We start from the raw sequence: 16,285 nt of genomic DNA, 5'->3' as shown, positions 1-16,285 counted from the left end.
AAATGGCTTATTTTACCAAACAGGAAGCTCGCAACTATGCAAGAAGTGTTACAGCATCATTTGAGAGTTATTCAAGTAAACTGGAAAGTATTGTTGAAAGTCAAAATTATCGACGACAATTTGATGTTTTTCTATCACATTCTATTAGGGATGCAGAGCTTGTCCTCGGGGTGGCAAATATCTTAGAAAAAATGGGGCAAAAAGTTTACATAGATTGGGTAGTTGATAAACAGCTTTCCAGGGATTCTGTAACAAAAGAAACTGCTGAAACGTTGCGGAATAGAATGAAGCAATCTTCTAAATTGCTGTATTTAGCTACGGATAATGCCTCATCTTCTAAATGGATGCCTTGGGAATTAGGATACTTTGATGGATTGAAGTCTGGAAAAGTAGCTATTTTACCTTTGGTTGATTCTGAGTCCAGTTCATTCCGAGGGCAAGAGTATTTAGGGCTTTATCCCGCGCTTGATAAAGAAGCATTAAAAAGATTTCTAGATTAATTATTTTGGGCTTTAGAGGCTTTCTAAAGCCCTGTGTAAGAGTTTATTGGAGTTGCTATGGAATTCACCAAGGAACAGAAAAAATTTATCACTGATTTTGTTGTAGAGATCAAAAATGGTGATGCTGCAATTTTTGCTGGGGCAGGCTTATCAGCTCTAGCAGGTTTTGTTAATTGGAAAGGTTTGCTGAAAGATCTTGCAGAAGAACTAGGTCTTGATATTGAAAAAGAACATGATCTAATTGGAGTAGCTCAATATCATTTCAATCGGCATAAAAGAGGAAAAATAAACAACAAAATAATCAATGAGTTTACTACATTAAGACGAGGCGGAGATAACCATAAGTTACTTTCTAAAATTGGTATTAGTACATTTTGGACAACTAACTATGATCAATTAATTGAAAAAACTTTAGAGGCTGATGGAAAAACAGTAGAGAAAAAAATCAGAAATGAAGATTTTTCAAGAAATATCAAAAAGAAAGATGCCATTGTTTACAAAATGCATGGTGATAAAGATTCACCTGATGAAGCAGTATTAATTAAAGATGATTATGAAACCTATCAGGATAAGAAGGAATTATTTGCTACCGCGCTAAGAGGTGATTTGCTTTCAAAAACATTTTTGTTTATAGGCTTCAGTTTTGATGATCCAAATTTAGAATATATTTTAGGACGTATTAAGGTTTTATTAAAAAACAATACGCCAACACATTATTGTTTTTTTAAAGAGGTATCAAGAGATGACTTCCAAGATGAGGAAAGTTATACATATGCCAAAGTTAAGCAAGAATTAAAAATAGAAGATCTTATTAGGTATGGCATTCATTCAATAATGATTCAGGAATATTCTGACATTACTGCTATTTTAAAAGAAATTGAAAGACGCTTGAAATGTAGCAATATTTTTATTTCAGGTGCAGCGCATAATTACGATCCATTTACTGAGGATAGAGCTAAAGAACTTATACATAATCTTAGTTATAAACTGGCAGAGAAAGAATATAAGATTATTTCCGGATATGGCTTGGGCATTGGCAGTATCGTTATTAATGGAGCGTTAGAATATAAATATCAGTCAAACTATCGCAATTTAGACGATTTATTAATTTTAAGACCATTTCCGCAAATACAGTCAGGAGACAAATCTATTTCTGAAAGATGGACTGACTACAGAAATGAAATCATTTCTCAAGCTGGTATTGCTATTTTTATGTTTGGAAACAAATTGGATAAAAATGAAGAAATCACTCTTTCTAATGGCATGAAAGAAGAATTTGAAATTTGTTTACAACATAATGTGATACCAATTCCAATTGGTTGTACTGGCTCAATATCTAAAGAACTTTGGGATGATGTTATAAAAAATCATACCGAACTATATTTTAATGATCAGTCATTAATAAATGAAATAAAAAAGCTGGGTCAATCTGATATTTCTAATGATGGAATTATTTCTACTGTGCTTTCTATCATTGATAAGTTACAAAAGATGTAGAAAAAAGTGCGGTCAATTCCCTGAACGTTTTCAAAACGTCGTCTGAAACCGCACTTTCCAACCAAAAGGAGAACCAAATGAACCAAATCCGCCTACACATTTGGGGCGATTATGCCTGTTTTACCCGTCCGGAGATGAAGGTGGAGCGGGTGTCTTATGATGTCATCACGCCGTCGGCGGCGCGCGGGATTTTGGCGGCGGTGCATTGGAAGCCGGCGATTCGGTGGGTGATTGATAGGATTTATGTGTTGAAGCCGATTCGGTTTGAGTCGGTGCGGCGCAATGAGTTGGGCGGCAAGATTTCGGCGGGTAAGGTCAGCGGGGCGATGAAGCGCAAGAGCGTTGCCGATTTATATACGCTGATTGAAGACGACCGCCAGCAGCGCGCGGCGACGGTGCTTAAAGACGTGGCGTATGTGATTGAAGCCCATGCGGTGCTGACAGCAAAAGCGGGGGCGGATGAGACCGTTACCAAGCATATAGAGATGTTCAAACGCCGTGCGAAAAAGGGGCAATGCTTTCAGCAGCCTTGTTTGGGCGTGCGTGAATTTCCTGCTGATTTTGCGTTGATTGACGAAGGTGAGCCGCTGCCGCCGTCGGTGTTATCCGAAAGCGAGGCAAACCGCGATTTGGGCTGGATGCTGCACGATATTGATTTTGATCACGGCAACACGCCGCATTTTTTCCGCGCACAAATGAAAGACGGCGTGATTGATGTACCGCCGTTTTACGCCGAGGAGGTGAAAGCATGATTCTTGCATCCCTTGCCCGCTATTACCGCCGTTTGGCAGCGGAAACCGATGAAATGGGCAACCCGAAAGTGCCGCCTTATGGCTTTAGTGAGGAGAAAATCGGCTGGATTTTGGTGTTGGATAAAGAAGGTCGTCTGAAAACCGCTGTGCCGAATTTGACCGCCGATAAAAAGCCGCAGCCGAAGCTGATGAGCGTGCCGCGCCCTGAAAAACGCACGTCGGGTATCAAACCGAATTTTTTGTGGGATAAAACCGCCTACGCGCTTGGCGTAGAAGCCAATAAAAACAAAGCCGAAGCCAAAGAAAAACCGTTTACGCCGTCTGAAAAAACCTTTGATGCCTTCAAGCAATACCATCTCGATTTACTGCAAAATAGTGAAGATGAAGGCTTGCAAGCCTTGTGCCGTTTTTTGCAAAACTGGCAGCCTGCACATTTCGCTGCCGAAAATCTGCCTGCCGAAATGCTCGATGCCAACATCGCATTTTCTCTTGAAAAACCGACCGCACTTATTCATAAACGCGAAGCTGCGCAAACCTTGTGGGCAGGCTGCCTGAAAAGCGACGAAGCACTTGAAGGCTTGTGCTTAATTAGCGGCGACACCGCCCCGATTGCACGGCTGCATCCGGCGATTAAAGGCGTATTTGGCGGGCAAAGCTCCGGTGGTTCGATTATTTCGTTCAACAAAGAAGCCTTCGCCTCTTTTGGTAAAGAGCAAGGCGCAAATGCACCCGTTTCCGAACAATCCGCGTTTGCCTACACCACCGCGCTGAACTATCTCTTGCGCCGCGAAAATAATCACTGCCTGACCATTGGCGATGCCAGCACGGTCTTTTGGGCGGAAGCCGACGATAACGCAACGGCGCAGGCTGCCGAAGGCTTCTTCGCGCAAGTATTCACGCCGCCGGATGATGAACAAGAAAGCGCCAAAATTTTCAACGTATTGAAACAAATAAGTAACAAAGGCCGTCCGCTGCAAGAAATTGCACCCGAACTGTCTCCCAATACCCGTTTTTACATCTTAGGGCTTGCCCCTAATGCCGCGCGGATTTCTGTTCGGTTTTGGCTAGACACCACATTTGGGCAGCTAGCGGAAAATTTGGCGCAGCATTGGCAAGATTTAGCCATTGAGCCTTGTGCATGGAAAACGCCACCGTCGATTTGGCGACTTTTATTGCAAACTGCCGTATTGGGCAAAAGCGAAAACATCTCGCCCGTATTGGCAGGCGAAATGACCCGCGCCGTGATTTGCGGCACGCCGTATCCCTTGAGTTTGCTGTCGCAACTGATTACCCGAATCCGTGCCGACGGCGATGTAAACGGCTTGCGCGTGGCAATGATGAAAGCCGTATTACAGCGGCGTTTTAGAAAAGGTTTTATCGAAGAAGGAGTTCCTATGAGTTTGAACAATGAAAGCCCGAATCGCGCCTATCTTTTAGGGCGGCTGTTTGCCGTGTTGGAGCGCATTCAATATCAGGCGTTGGGCGAATTAAACGCCGGTATTGCCGACCGCTATTACGGCTCTGCATCTGCCGTGCCGTTTTCGGTTTTTCCGCGCCTTTTGTCGGGTGCAAAACACCATTTATCGCGCTTGCGTAAAGACAAAGCCGGCATGGCGGTGAATTTGGATAAAGATTTGGGCGAAATCATTGCCAAACTGCCCGAAACCTTTCCGCGCCATTTGAGCATTGACGAGCAAGGCCGCTTTGCCATCGGCTATTACCATCAAAAACAAAGCTATTTTGCTAAAAAAGAAACCGCTGAAACCATTGAAAACTAAGGAGCCAGAAAATGTCTGCCATTCAAAACCGCTATGAATTTGTTTACTTTTTTGACGTAACCAACGGCAACCCCAACGGCGATCCCGATGCGGGCAATATGCCACGCCTCGATCCCGAATCCAGCAAAGGCTTGGTAACCGATGTCTGCTTAAAACGCAAAATTCGTAATTTTGTAGAAATCAGCAGCGAAAACGAAGCCGGTTATGAAATCTACGTCAAAGAAAAAAGCGTGTTGAATCTGCAAAACAAACGCGCTTATGAGGCTTTAGGGATTGAACCAAATACTAAAGAAAAAAAACTGCCAAAAGACGAAGCCAAAGCTCGCGACATTACCGCGTGGATGTGCAAAAACTTCTTCGATATCCGCACCTTTGGCGCTGTGATGACCACCGAAGTTAACAGCGGACAAGTACGCGGTCCGGTGCAACTGGCGTTCGCCCAATCCATTGACCCGATTGTGCCGCTGGAAGTTTCCATCACCCGCATGGCGGTCACCAACGAAAAAGACTTGGAAAAAGAACGCACCATGGGGCGTAAATACATCGTCCCTTACGCGCTCTACCGCGTGCATGGCTTTATCTCCGCCAACCTTGCCGCCAAAACCGGTTTTTCAGACGACGACTTAGCCAAACTCTGGCAAGCCCTACAACTAATGTTTGAACATGACCGCTCAGCCGCCCGTGGCGAAATGGCGGCGCGCAAACTGATCGTTTTCAAACATGACAGCGCACTCGGCAGCCAGCCTGCACATAAACTGTTTGATGCCGTGAAAGTCGAACGCGTAATCGGCGAATCAGGTACGCCGGCAAGTGGTTTTGACGATTACAAAATCAGCGTAGTTTCAGACGGCTTAAATGGCGTGAGTGTGGAAGAATTGCTGTAAAAACACTTAAAAAGATGACCGCACTTTTAACCGAAAGCCAAGGGGAAAATCAGGATACGCGCCTGATTCCCCTTTCTGCCTTGCAACACTACGCCTTTTGCCCGCGTCAATGCGCGCTGATTCACAACGAGCAGGCGTGGGCGGAGAACTATTTAACCGCGCAGGGCAACGCACTGCATGAGCGGGTGGATTCGGGCGAGCCGGAAACGCGTAAGGGCGTGCGTTTTGAGCGGACGGTGCATGTGTCGGCGGAGAAACTGGGCATCAGCGGCGTATTGGATTTGGTGGAAGTGGATACAAAAACAGGCCGTCTGAAACCCGTAGAATACAAACGCGGCAAGCCCAAACCCGACCCGATGGACGAAATCCAGCTTTGCGCCCAAGGCTTGTGTTTGGAAGAAATGACAGGGCAAACCGTCTCTGAGGGCGCGCTGTGGTATATGCAAACCCGCCACCGCGTCTCTATCGTGTTTTCAGACGACCTGCGCACCCAAACGCTCGCCACCATCGCCGCCGTGCGCGAACTCTTAAACAGCGGCGAAACCCCGCCGCCCAACTACGGCAAACGTTGCAAAGCCTGCTCGCTGGTGGAGATTTGTCAGCCGGAATTGTTGGGGAAACGGGATAGGAGCGTGGGGTATGTGGAAGGATTGTTTGGGAACTAGTGAGATGTTTAAATCTCTCATTTTTAATGGCATTTGTTTATAATATGTAATTTATTCAATTATTTAATTTCGAGGTTACCTAAGTATGGATTTTCAATCTATTGCGAATAAAGCATATGAGCTTGCTCCTGTAAGAGATAGTGGAAATAAAAACTTAAAAGATATTGCATTTTTTGCGTATAAAATTTATGTAGAAAGTTATTTCCCGGACTTAGTGGAATATTGGCCAGTTATAGCTGGAACACATTATAAAATAGGAAATTTTGATAAATATTATGTTGTAGTATTGATAGATCAGGGACCGACATCTTTCATACAAACATTAGGTATTGGTAATATTAAACTAAATTTAAATGAAATAGATCGGACTAATCCAAATATGATTCGGAAGGAATTATTTAGTTTGCTAAATCTAAAAAAACGAGATGCTATATTTTTGTTTGATAATACCAATAATTACAGTAATTGGAATGCTGATCTAGAAAGAGATTTGAAAGAAAATTTTTTACAACACAAAATGGTGATGAATATGGAACCTATGAAAATATTTTTAAGCCACAAGAGCATTAATAAGGATAAAGTACGTAACTTTAAAACTATACTTGAACTATTAGGATTTTCCCCGTGGTTAGATGAAGAAGCAATGAGTGCAGGAGCAAATTTAGAGCGATCTTTGCATAGTGGAATGGTTGACTCATGCGCTGCTATATTTTTTATTACTCCTGATTATAAAGATGAGAAGTACTTAGCCACTGAAATTGATTATGCAATTTCAAGAAAACGACAAGATGAAAAGTTCTCAATTATTACATTGGTTTTTTCAGATGAAAATGGAGAAAAAGGTGTTGTACCTAATCTGTTACAACCATATGTTTGGAAAGAGCCTGCAAATGATCTACTTGCACTTGCTGAAATATTAAAAGCATTACCATTAGAAGTGGGAGATATACGATTTAAATAGCAAGTATAGGTTGGGTTACGGCATTGTGCCTAACTCAACCTACCAATAGCGTTCAGTAGCCCAACCATCGCCCCCAAAAGAGCGGTCAAAATCCAAGGCATTTTTCACATGAGAAAATTACAAAACACGCTCTACATCACCACCCAAGGCAGCTATCTGCATAAGGAGCGGGAGACGCTGGTAGTGGAGCAGGAGCGCAAGAAGGTGGTGCAATTGCCGGTGCATTCTATCGGGCATATTTTCTGTTTTGGGAATGTGCTGGTGTCGCCGTTTTTACTGGAGTTTTGCAGTGAAAATAATGTGAATTTGGCGTTTTTTACCGAAAATGGGCGTTATTTGGGACGGCTTCAGGGACGGCAGAGCGGTAATGTGCTGTTGCGTCGGGCGCAGTATCGGGTGTCGGAGCAAAATCCTGTGCCGATTGCGCGCAATATCATTGTGGCGAAGATTCAGGCGAGTAAGCGGGTGCTTCAGCGGCAGATTCGCAATTACGGCGAGAATGCGGCGATTCAAAGTGCGGTCGATGCTTTGAACATTTCGCTGCGGCAGTTGAAGGGCGCGGCGGAGCTGGACGTGGTGCGCGGTATTGAGGGCGATGCGGCGGCGCGTTATTTTGGCGTGTTCGGGCAGCTTTTGAGCGAAAAAAGCGGCTTTTCTTTTGACGGGCGCAACCGCCGTCCGCCCAGAGACGGGGTGAACGCGCTGTTGTCGTTTGTTTACAGCATTCTGGGCAAGGACATCAGCGGCGCGCTGCAAGGCGTGGGGCTGGATCCGCAGGTGGGCTTTCTGCACGCCGACCGGCCGGGGCGCGACAGTTTGGCTCAAGATATTTTGGAAGAATTCCGCGCGTGGTGGGCGGACAGGTTGGTGTTGTCACTGATTAACCGAGGGCAAATCAAACCACAGGATTTCGTTACCGAGGCAAGCGGCGCGGTGAGCCTGAAGGCCGATGCGCGTAAGCTCCTGTTCCAAGCCTTGCAGGCGAAAAAGCAAGAGAAAATTGTCCATCCGTTTTTAGGCGAAGAAGTGGAAATCGGGCTACTACCGTATATTCAGGCGATGCTGTTGGCGCGCCATTTGCGCGGGGATTTGGCGGAATATCCGCCGTTTTTGATGAGATAGGTTTGCAGGCTGCCTGAAAACAGGTCGGACGTTTTCAGACGACCTCTAAAGCAGCCTGCACATGGGAATATAAAATGCTGATGTTGATTACTTACGATATTTCGCTGGAGGACGCGGAAGGACAGGCAAGGCTGCGGCGTGTGGCGAAATTGTGTCTGGACTACGGCGTGCGCGTGCAGTATTCGGTGTTCGAATGCGACATCGCGCCCGACCAGTGGGTTGTTTTAAAAGACAAACTCTTGAAAACCTACAACCCCGAAACCGACAGCCTGCGCTTTTACCATCTAGGCAGCAAATGGCGGCGCAAAGTGGAACATCACGGCGCAAAACCGGCAGTGGATGTGTTTAAGGATACGTTGATTGTGTGAATCGCCAACCTACAGTTCTCATGAAAATGCGGCAGGGTTAGCGAACTGGGATTGTTCTTTAACAATCAGGATATTGCGAATGCGGGTGTAACAGAAAAGGCTGTGTTATACTCGTGTTCGCGCTTTTCTTGGGAGCTTAGCGAAATCAGGGCTGCGAAACCTGATGGAGCAAGGCTTTTAAGAGGGGCCCCAGCCGCCTTCAGGCGGCTGTGTGTTGAAACCATTTTGGAATTTGACGGCTTGTTGACCCAAATTCCAGCCGCCTTCAGGCGGCTGTGTGTTGAAACGTCGTCATAGTCAGCCTCGCATGGAAGCATTGCGTCCAGCCGCCTTCAGGCGGCTGTGTGTTGAAACCTTATGTTGTTATAGGTACAAATGTACTACAAAAACCAGCCGCCTTCAGGCGGCTGTGTGTTGAAACTACTTTTCCATTCTTGTAGAGAGCAAGCATTACGCCAGCCGCCTTCAGGCGGCTGTGTGTTGAAACGTACATCTTAAGTTTGAACACTATCTGGGGCAAAACCAGCCGCCTTCAGGCGGCTGTGTGTTGAAACGCTGTTTGATTGCAGACGGCCAAAATCATCAGAACCAGCCGCCTTCAGGCGGCTGTGTGTTGAAACAATTGCAGCACCTAGATAGCCGCGCTTTCCTGCTACCAGCCGCCTTCAGGCGGCTGTGTGTTGAAACTTGTTGCTCAAGCTCTTGCATGACTTGGCAATAACCAGCCGCCTTCAGGCGGCTGTGTGTTGAAACACTTTTTGCAGTTGTCGTTATTGTGAAACTGGTCCAGCCGCCTTCAGGCGGCTGTGTGTTGAAACTTTAGGGTTAGTAAATAATCCATCACCGCAACAACCAGCCGCCTTCAGGCGGCTGTGTGTTGAAACACGCGCTGGAATACTACACGGAGGGCAGCGTCCCCAGCCGCCTTCAGGCGGCTGTGTGTTGAAACTGCCGGCGATGACGCCGTCTTCACGGCTGACGAGCCAGCCGCCTTCAGGCGGCTGTGTGTTGAAACGCGGCAATAACCAAACGCATAAAAACTCCTTGAACCAGCCGCCTTCAGGCGGCTGTGTGTTGAAACATTTCTAGGGCGATAGTAGATTTTTTGCAAGAAGCCAGCCGCCTTCAGGCGGCTGTGTGTTGAAACAAGCCCTGAATGAGTAAATCAGCCCATTGAGGGCCCAGCCGCCTTCAGGCGGCTGTGTGTTGAAACCATGCCTTTAATTTGTGCTTTCGGTCTTGGCAACCAGCCGCCTTCAGGCGGCTGTGTGTTGAAACAAATCCGCCGACTGCGGAAACGCTTCGAGAGCAAAGCCAGCCGCCTTCAGGCGGCTGTGTGTTGAAACTGCTAAGTCTGTGCCATATAACGCTGTCGGTCGTCAGCCGCCTTCAGGCGGCTGTGTGTTGAAACCTGCTATTGAGATTACCGACACTGGCATTATCGTCCAGCCGCCTTCAGGCGGCTGTGTGTTGAAACCAATGGTTGCTGAAGCATTACAACGGCGACCATACCAGCCGCCTTCAGGCGGCTGTGTGTTGAAACCGCGCTGTGGGCGAAGCTGGACGCATTGGACGGCTCCAGCCGCCTTCAGGCGGCTGTGTGTTGAAACTTGTACGAAGACCCGACGGATAACAAGGTTACAGCCAGCCGCCTTCAGGCGGCTGTGTGTTGAAACCGTGGACAGCGGTTTGAAGCAGGCGTTTTTTACCCCAGCCGCCTTCAGGCGGCTGTGTGTTGAAACAGCATCAGCCAAAATATCCACTTTGGCAGAAGTACCAGCCGCCTTCAGGCGGCTGTGTGTTGAAACACTAGCCAATCAAGGCGCACGGTGTCAGGGTGTGGCCAGCCGCCTTCAGGCGGCTGTGTGTTGAAACCCGTCATCAACGGTCGATATGAGCGGCTTATGCCAACCAGCCGCCTTCAGGCGGCTGTGTGTTGAAACAGTGATAGGAATATCCAACTGAAAGCAGACGGAACCAGCCGCCTTCAGGCGGCTGTGTGTTGAAACAAGCGCGTGAATCTGCCGTTTTAAGGCAATGTTTCCAGCCGCCTTCAGGCGGCTGTGTGTTGAAACTGTCTCTGTCGTAATGAAAGATGGTGTTGTTGTTCCAGCCGCCTTCAGGCGGCTGTGTGTTGAAACTCCTGAAAAGGTCGTTAAGTAGTTTTTTGGGCTGCCAGCCGCCTTCAGGCGGCTGTGTGTTGAAACATTACCACATACACCGACAGCAAAGCCATACCAACCCAGCCGCCTTCAGGCGGCTGTGTGTTGAAACTTCCGCGTTGGGTCTGTCAGCTCCTGTGCATGCCCAGCCGCCTTCAGGCGGCTGTGTGTTGAAACAAATGTTCAGCCAATTAGTGATGATTCTGGTCACCAGCCGCCTTCAGGCGGCTGTGTGTTGAAACAAGTTCTATCAAGTATGGATTTTCCCAATCGCAGCAACCAGCCGCCTTCAGGCGGCTGTGTGTTGAAACATTTCCAAAGCACATGATGATTTTTTATTTGAGCCAGCCGCCTTCAGGCGGCTGTGTGTTGAAACTAATAACCTGAATTTGAACACTATCTAGGGCAAAACCAGCCGCCTTCAGGCGGCTGTGTGTTGAAACCACGTCCCGACCTCGTACCGAACAGCCCACAAGCCCAGCCGCCTTCAGGCGGCTGTGTGTTGAAACTGTGTCTGAACGGATAATCAGACCGACATAGTGGCCAGCCGCCTTCAGGCGGCTGTGTGTTGAAACCTTGTCTAAATAGTAACAACTGCATTGACGTAAACCAGCCGCCTTCAGGCGGCTGTGTGTTGAAACGCCGCCGCGATATTTGGGAGATTGAATCATGATTCCAGCCGCCTTCAGGCGGCTGTGTGTTGAAACTAGTTTGCGCCTTACGCCTAGTTCGGTCTTGCTCCAGCCGCCTTCAGGCGGCTGTGTGTTGAAACGTCCGAGTAATAAACGTTGTCTTTAAAGGCGCGCCAGCCGCCTTCAGGCGGCTGTGTGTTGAAACTAATCAGACGGTATCCCTTATCTTCAGGTAAACGGCCAGCCGCCTTCAGGCGGCTGTGTGTTGAAACAGTCAACTGAAATTGCGACTGATTATGTCGTATCCAGCCGCCTTCAGGCGGCTGTGTGTTGAAACTCAGTGATTTCATGCGTTATTTTTCCTAAAGTTTCCAGCCGCCTTCAGGCGGCTGTGTGTTGAAACGGGCGTACCGGCGCGACCATCAGCGCAGCAGGCGGTGCCAGCCGCCTTCGGGCGGCTGTGTGCTGAAATTCTAGTAACTACGAACTCTATGACGACCTATTCCGTCAGCCGCCTTTGGGTGGCTGTATGTTCAAATATCGTCCAAGCAGGCTACTCTTCTTCGGTGCGCAGGAAATTGCCTGCCAAACGGGACAGCTTCATGACTTAGGGAAACATTCGGAAGCCTTTAACCGCCGATTGTATGGTGGCCCATCAGTCGATCATGCTACCGCCGGAGCGAAAATTGCAAAAATGCTTGCTTTATAGTTAATTCCAAAGTATAAGCTGTTGTTCTCTTTCTTAGGCTAGATAACTTTAATTAATGAATTAAAAGGAAAAAATAATGGAAAATAAACAAACCAATTCGACCATCAAATCTCGTGCGGCGGTAGCATTTGCCCCAAATCAACCCTTACAAATTGTGGAAATCGACGTAGAAATGCCTCGAAAAGGCGAGGTGTTAATTCGTAACACTCACACGGGCGTGTGCCATACAGATGCATTTACGTTATCAGGAAGCGATCCTGAAGGTGTATTTCCTGTGGTGCTTGGACATGAAGGTGCGGGTGTAGTCGTTGCTGTGGGTGAAGGTGTGTCGAGCGTAAAACCAGGTGATCACGTCATTCCTCTTTATACCGCTGAATGTGGCGAATGTGAGTTTTGTCGTTCAGGTAAAACCAACTTATGTGTCTCAGTACGTGATACGCAAGGTAAAGGCTTAATGCCAGATGGTACAACGCGTTTTTCTTATCAAGGTCAGCCGATCTATCACTATATGGGCTGTTCGACTTTCAGTGAATACTCTGTTGTTGCAGAAGTTTCACTGGCAAAAATCAACCCAGAAGCAAACCACGAACAAGTATGCTTACTCGGCTGCGGCGTTACCACAGGTATTGGTGCGGTACATAATACGGCAAAAGTGCAAGAAGGCGACTCTGTTGCCGTGTTTGGCTTGGGGGCGATTGGTTTGGCTGTCGTGCAAGGTGCGCGTCAAGCCAAAGCGGGGCGCATTATCGCTATTGATACTAATTCAGCAAAATTCGAGTTGGCAAAACAGTTCGGTGCAACGGATTGTTTAAACCCGAACGATTACGATAAACCGATTAAAGATGTGTTGTTAGACATCAATAAATGGGGCATTGACCATACCTTTGAATGTATTGGCAATGTAAATGTAATGCGTCAGGCATTAGAAAGTGCGCACCGTGGTTGGGGGCAATCCATTATCATAGGCGTAGCGGGTGCAGGACAAGAAATTTCAACTCGTCCGTTCCAGTTGGTGACCGGTCGCGTTTGGAAAGGTACGGCGTTTGGTGGTGTGAAAGGTCGCTCTGAACTGCCGAAAATGGTGGAAGATTCAATGAAAGGCGACATTGAGTTAGAACCGTTTGTGACCCATACAATGACACTCGATCAAATCAATGAAGCCTTTGAGTTGATGCACGAAGGTAAATCGATCCGCGCTGTTATTCATTACTAAGGCCCGAGATGAAACTGATTGAACAACATCAAATTTTTGGTGGTTCGCAACAAGTTTGGGCACACCATGCCCAAACGCTTCAATGCGAAATGAAATTTGCTGTCTATTTGCCGGATAATCAGGAGAATCGATCGCTTGGTGTGATTTATTGGCTTTCCGGCTTGACGTGTACGGAACAAAATTTCATTACCAAATCAGGCTTTCAACGTTATGCGGCAGAACATCAAGTGATTGTGGTTGCTCCCGATACCAGCCCTCGCGGAGAGCAAGTGCCGAACGATGCTGCTTACGATTTAGGGCAAGGTGCGGGCTTTTATCTTAATGCAACCGAGCAGCCTTGGGCGACGAATTATCAAATGTATGATTATATTTTGAATGAGTTGCCCCGTCTGATTGAGGAAAATTTTCCTACCAACGGTAAATGTTCCATTATGGGACATTCAATGGGCGGACACGGTGCATTGGTATTGGCATTGCGAAACCGGGAACGTTATCAAAGTGTTTCTGCCTTTTCGCCCATTTTGTCGCCCAGTCTCGTGCCTTGGGGGGAGAAAGCCTTTTCTGCTTATTTAGGAAAAGATCGTGAAAAATGGCAGCAATATGATGCTGGCTCGCTCATTCAACAAGGCTATAAAGTGCAAGGTATGCGCATTGATCAGGGCTTGGAAGATGAGTTTTTGCCAACACAATTGCGTACCGAAGATTTTATTGAAACCTGTCGTGCGGCAAATCAGCCGATCAATGTGCGCTTCCATAAAGGCTACGATCATAGCTATTATTTCATCGCCAGTTTTATTGGTGAGCATATTGCCTATCATGCGGCATTTTTGAAGTAAGTCGAAGAAGTGATTTGTGAATCGATCAAACGTTGGAGTGAGCGTTAATTTTTATGTTAACGAAAATAATGCTATCAAAATGAGCTAGCTTGCCTACTCTACTTAAATATCTCCCCATTCTAATCCGAATCGCTGTAAATATTTCCTCAATCGGTCGCTGTCATTGACTTTTGCCCTTTCTGTTCGGGAGACGTTGAACAATGCACGGCCGGCGGTGGCCATATTGGGATGTTTGCGGCATTCGTCGATAACGTGTTGCAGTTGTAGCTTGTCGAATAAATCCAATGTATCCCAATCGACTTTATCGGGGTAGTCTTGTGTTTTTTCAGACGGCCTTTTATGTAGGAGGCCGTCTGAAAAGGGTTCTTCCGACCATAACCATTTGAGGCGTTCAATTTCAGCTTTGACTTGTTCTACCTGTATCCTGCCTTGTGGCGCGAGTGTGGCCAGGCGTATGATGCTGGCGGCGAGGTCGCGGAAGTTGCCGCGCCATGGTGCTTGGTTAGAGTGGGCAAAGTCAAGGTAGGCGGCTAGGGCTTCTTTGTTGAAGCGGGTGGTTCGGCCGAGTTCTTGCGAGGCTAGGGCGAGCTGGTGTTCGACGTTGGGCTCGATGTCTTCGCGGCGGTTGGCGAGTGCGGGTAGTGGGTAATTCCAGATGTTGATGCGGGCGAACAGGTCTTCGCGGAAGCGTCCGGCGCGGATTTCGTGGCGTAGATCGCGGTTGGTGCCGGCGATGAGTTGGAAGTCGCTTTTGACTTCGCTGTCGCTGCCGACGGGATAAAAGTGTTTTTCTTCAATGGCTTTGAGCAACATGGCTTGCTCGTCTAAGCCTAATTCTCCGATTTCGTCTAAAAACAATACGCCGCCGTCGGCAGTTTTCAGATAGCCTTCACGTTTTTCTGCGGCGCCGGTAAAGGCGCCTTTTTTGTGGCCGAACAGGGCAGATGCTGCGCCGTCGCTGCGAAGAGTGGCGCAGTTTACATCGACAAATGTGCCTTTAATCAGATGGCGCGCTTTTTTCAATTCAAAAATCCTGCGTGCCAGCATGGATTTGAGACCTTTGCAAAATTCCCCAAAATCCCCTAAATTCCCACCAAGACATTTAGGGGATTTTCCATGAGCACCTTCTTCCAGCAAACCGCACAAGCCATGATCGCCAAACACATCGACCGCTTCCCACTATTGAAGTTGGATCAAGTGATTGATTGGCAGCCGATCGAACAGTACCTGAATCGTCAAAGAACCCGTTACCTTAGAGACCACCGCGGCCGTCCCGCCTATCCCCTGTTGTCCATGTTCAAAGCCGTCCTGCTCGGACAATGGCACAGCCTCTCCGATCCCGAGCTCGAACACAGCCTCATTACCCGCATCGACTTCAACCTGTTTTGCCGCTTTGACGAGTTGAGCATTCCCGATTACAGCACCTTATGCCGCTACCGTAACTGGCTGGCGCAAGACGACACCCTGTCCGAATTGCTGGAACTGATTAACCGCCAACTGACCGAAAAAAACCTAAAAGTAGAGAAGGCATCCGCCGCCGTCATTGACGCCACCATTATTCAAACTGCCGGCAGCAAACAGCGTCAGGCTATAGAAGTCGATGAAGAAGGACAAGTCAGCGGCCAAACCACACCGAGCAAAGACAGCGATGCCCGTTGGACAAAGAAAAACGGTCTCTACAAACTCGGTTACAAACAACATACCCGTACCGATGAGGAAGGCTATATCGAGAAACTGCACATCACCCCCGCCAATACCCATGAGTGCAACCACCTGTCCCCTTTGTTGGAGGGTATTGCCGAAGGCACGACCGTCTATGCCGACAAAGGCTATGACAGTACGGAAAACCGGCAACATCTGAAAGATCGCCGCGTAACCGGTATTTGTCGAAGACCCGTTATGTGGTCGAACAGAGCTTCGGGACGCTGCACCGTAAATTCCGCTACGCCCGGGCAGCCTATTTCGGACTGATTAAAGTGAGTGCGCAAAGCCATCTGAAGGCGATGTGTTTGAACCTGTTGAAAGCGGCTAACAGGCTAAGTGTGTCTGTTGCCGCCTAAAAGGCGGCCCGGATGCCTGATTATCAGGTATCCGGGGAGGATTAAGGGGGTATTTGGGTAGAATTAGGAGTGATTTGGGGAGGGAAATAGCCGAAAACCTGTGTTTAGGTTTCGGCTGTTGGGGGAAGGACTTTTTTGCAAAGGTC

At 47.6% G+C, this 16,285-nt stretch carries 11 protein-coding genes, 2 pseudogenes and 1 CRISPR repeat array; of the genes and pseudogenes, 12 read left to right on the top strand and 1 reads right to left on the bottom strand.

The features are described from left to right. Nucleotides 1-2 precede the first annotated feature (2 nt). From O3660_RS04565 to fghA, 11 genes are all read left to right on the top strand, one after another. Nucleotides 3-500: a toll/interleukin-1 receptor domain-containing protein gene (locus tag O3660_RS04565; RefSeq protein ID WP_049351758.1), complete on the top strand. Its 498-nt coding sequence runs from the start codon at nucleotides 3-5 to the stop codon at nucleotides 498-500. Between the two features lie 57 nt (nucleotides 501-557). Beyond that, nucleotides 558-1,997, top strand: coding sequence for an SIR2 family protein (locus O3660_RS04560; protein ID WP_049351756.1), 1,440 nt, complete (start codon nucleotides 558-560; stop codon nucleotides 1,995-1,997). Between the two features lie 77 nt (nucleotides 1,998-2,074). Further along, nucleotides 2,075-2,749 carry a type I-C CRISPR-associated protein Cas5c gene (gene cas5c, locus O3660_RS04555; protein WP_049351754.1) on the top strand — a complete coding sequence of 225 codons (675 nt, stop codon included), beginning with the start codon at nucleotides 2,075-2,077 and terminating at the stop codon, nucleotides 2,747-2,749. After that, a complete protein-coding gene (gene cas8c / locus O3660_RS04550; RefSeq protein ID WP_049351751.1) occupies nucleotides 2,746-4,527 on the top strand; it encodes a type I-C CRISPR-associated protein Cas8c/Csd1 in 1,782 nt (593 codons plus the stop codon). The genes cas5c and cas8c overlap by 4 nt, the downstream gene beginning before the upstream one ends. A gap of 11 nt (nucleotides 4,528-4,538) precedes the next feature. Beyond that, nucleotides 4,539-5,411 (top strand): type I-C CRISPR-associated protein Cas7/Csd2, encoded by an 873-nt coding sequence (cas7c, locus tag O3660_RS04545; RefSeq protein WP_049351748.1) that lies wholly within the window; start codon nucleotides 4,539-4,541, stop codon nucleotides 5,409-5,411. 14 nt (nucleotides 5,412-5,425) lie between these two features. Further along, a complete protein-coding gene (gene cas4 / locus O3660_RS04540; RefSeq protein ID WP_049351743.1) occupies nucleotides 5,426-6,076 on the top strand; it encodes a CRISPR-associated protein Cas4 in 651 nt (216 codons plus the stop codon). Between the two features lie 85 nt (nucleotides 6,077-6,161). Further along, nucleotides 6,162-7,037: a toll/interleukin-1 receptor domain-containing protein gene (locus O3660_RS04535; RefSeq protein WP_053090739.1), complete on the top strand. Its 876-nt coding sequence runs from the start codon at nucleotides 6,162-6,164 to the stop codon at nucleotides 7,035-7,037. A 108-nt stretch (nucleotides 7,038-7,145) separates the two neighbouring features. Continuing rightward, nucleotides 7,146-8,159 carry a type I-C CRISPR-associated endonuclease Cas1c gene (gene cas1c, locus O3660_RS04530; RefSeq protein ID WP_049351740.1) on the top strand — a complete coding sequence of 338 codons (1,014 nt, stop codon included), beginning with the start codon at nucleotides 7,146-7,148 and terminating at the stop codon, nucleotides 8,157-8,159. Nucleotides 8,160-8,233: 74 nt separating this feature from the next. Beyond that, entirely contained in the window at nucleotides 8,234-8,527 is a 294-nt protein-coding gene (gene cas2, locus O3660_RS04525) for a CRISPR-associated endonuclease Cas2 (RefSeq protein WP_003685729.1), read from the top strand. 189 nt (nucleotides 8,528-8,716) lie between these two features. Next, nucleotides 8,717-11,860: a CRISPR direct-repeat array (repeat unit 32 nt; unit sequence CCAGCCGCCTTCAGGCGGCTGTGTGTTGAAAC). Nucleotides 11,861-12,133: 273 nt separating this feature from the next. Further along, on the top strand, nucleotides 12,134-13,243 hold the full coding sequence (locus O3660_RS04520; RefSeq protein WP_308887407.1) for an S-(hydroxymethyl)glutathione dehydrogenase/class III alcohol dehydrogenase: 1,110 nt from the start codon (nucleotides 12,134-12,136) through the stop codon (nucleotides 13,241-13,243). 8 nt (nucleotides 13,244-13,251) lie between these two features. After that, on the top strand, nucleotides 13,252-14,079 hold the full coding sequence (fghA, locus tag O3660_RS04515; protein WP_049351734.1) for an S-formylglutathione hydrolase: 828 nt from the start codon (nucleotides 13,252-13,254) through the stop codon (nucleotides 14,077-14,079). A gap of 102 nt (nucleotides 14,080-14,181) precedes the next feature. On the opposite strand, the pseudogene O3660_RS04510 reads toward fghA, so the two are convergent. Continuing rightward, nucleotides 14,182-15,132: pseudogene (locus O3660_RS04510) on the bottom strand (sigma 54-interacting transcriptional regulator); the annotation flags it as partial. Nucleotides 15,133-15,195: 63 nt separating this feature from the next. Between O3660_RS04510 and O3660_RS04505 the strand changes: the two are divergent. Continuing rightward, nucleotides 15,196-16,139: pseudogene (locus O3660_RS04505) on the top strand (IS5 family transposase). Nucleotides 16,140-16,285: the final 146 nt, after the last annotated feature.

This window comes from Neisseria sp. 27098_8_139 (assembly GCF_041433195.1).
Taxonomy (GTDB): domain Bacteria; phylum Pseudomonadota; class Gammaproteobacteria; order Burkholderiales; family Neisseriaceae; genus Neisseria; species Neisseria subflava.
Note: the sequence above shows the minus strand (reverse complement) of the source record. Positions and strands in the feature narration are given on the sequence as shown.

Coding starts and splice junctions, on each gene's coding strand:
- cas2 (WP_003685729.1), top strand. CDS start 8,234: ATGCTGATGTTGATTACTTACGATATTTCGCTGGAGGACGCGGAAGGA.
- O3660_RS04560 (WP_049351756.1), top strand. CDS start 558: ATGGAATTCACCAAGGAACAGAAAAAATTTATCACTGATTTTGTTGTA.
- O3660_RS04565 (WP_049351758.1), top strand. CDS start 3: ATGGCTTATTTTACCAAACAGGAAGCTCGCAACTATGCAAGAAGTGTT.
- cas7c (WP_049351748.1), top strand. CDS start 4,539: ATGTCTGCCATTCAAAACCGCTATGAATTTGTTTACTTTTTTGACGTA.
- cas4 (WP_049351743.1), top strand. CDS start 5,426: ATGACCGCACTTTTAACCGAAAGCCAAGGGGAAAATCAGGATACGCGC.
- cas5c (WP_049351754.1), top strand. CDS start 2,075: ATGAACCAAATCCGCCTACACATTTGGGGCGATTATGCCTGTTTTACC.
- cas8c (WP_049351751.1), top strand. CDS start 2,746: ATGATTCTTGCATCCCTTGCCCGCTATTACCGCCGTTTGGCAGCGGAA.
- cas1c (WP_049351740.1), top strand. CDS start 7,146: ATGAGAAAATTACAAAACACGCTCTACATCACCACCCAAGGCAGCTAT.
- fghA (WP_049351734.1), top strand. CDS start 13,252: ATGAAACTGATTGAACAACATCAAATTTTTGGTGGTTCGCAACAAGTT.
- O3660_RS04535 (WP_053090739.1), top strand. CDS start 6,162: ATGGATTTTCAATCTATTGCGAATAAAGCATATGAGCTTGCTCCTGTA.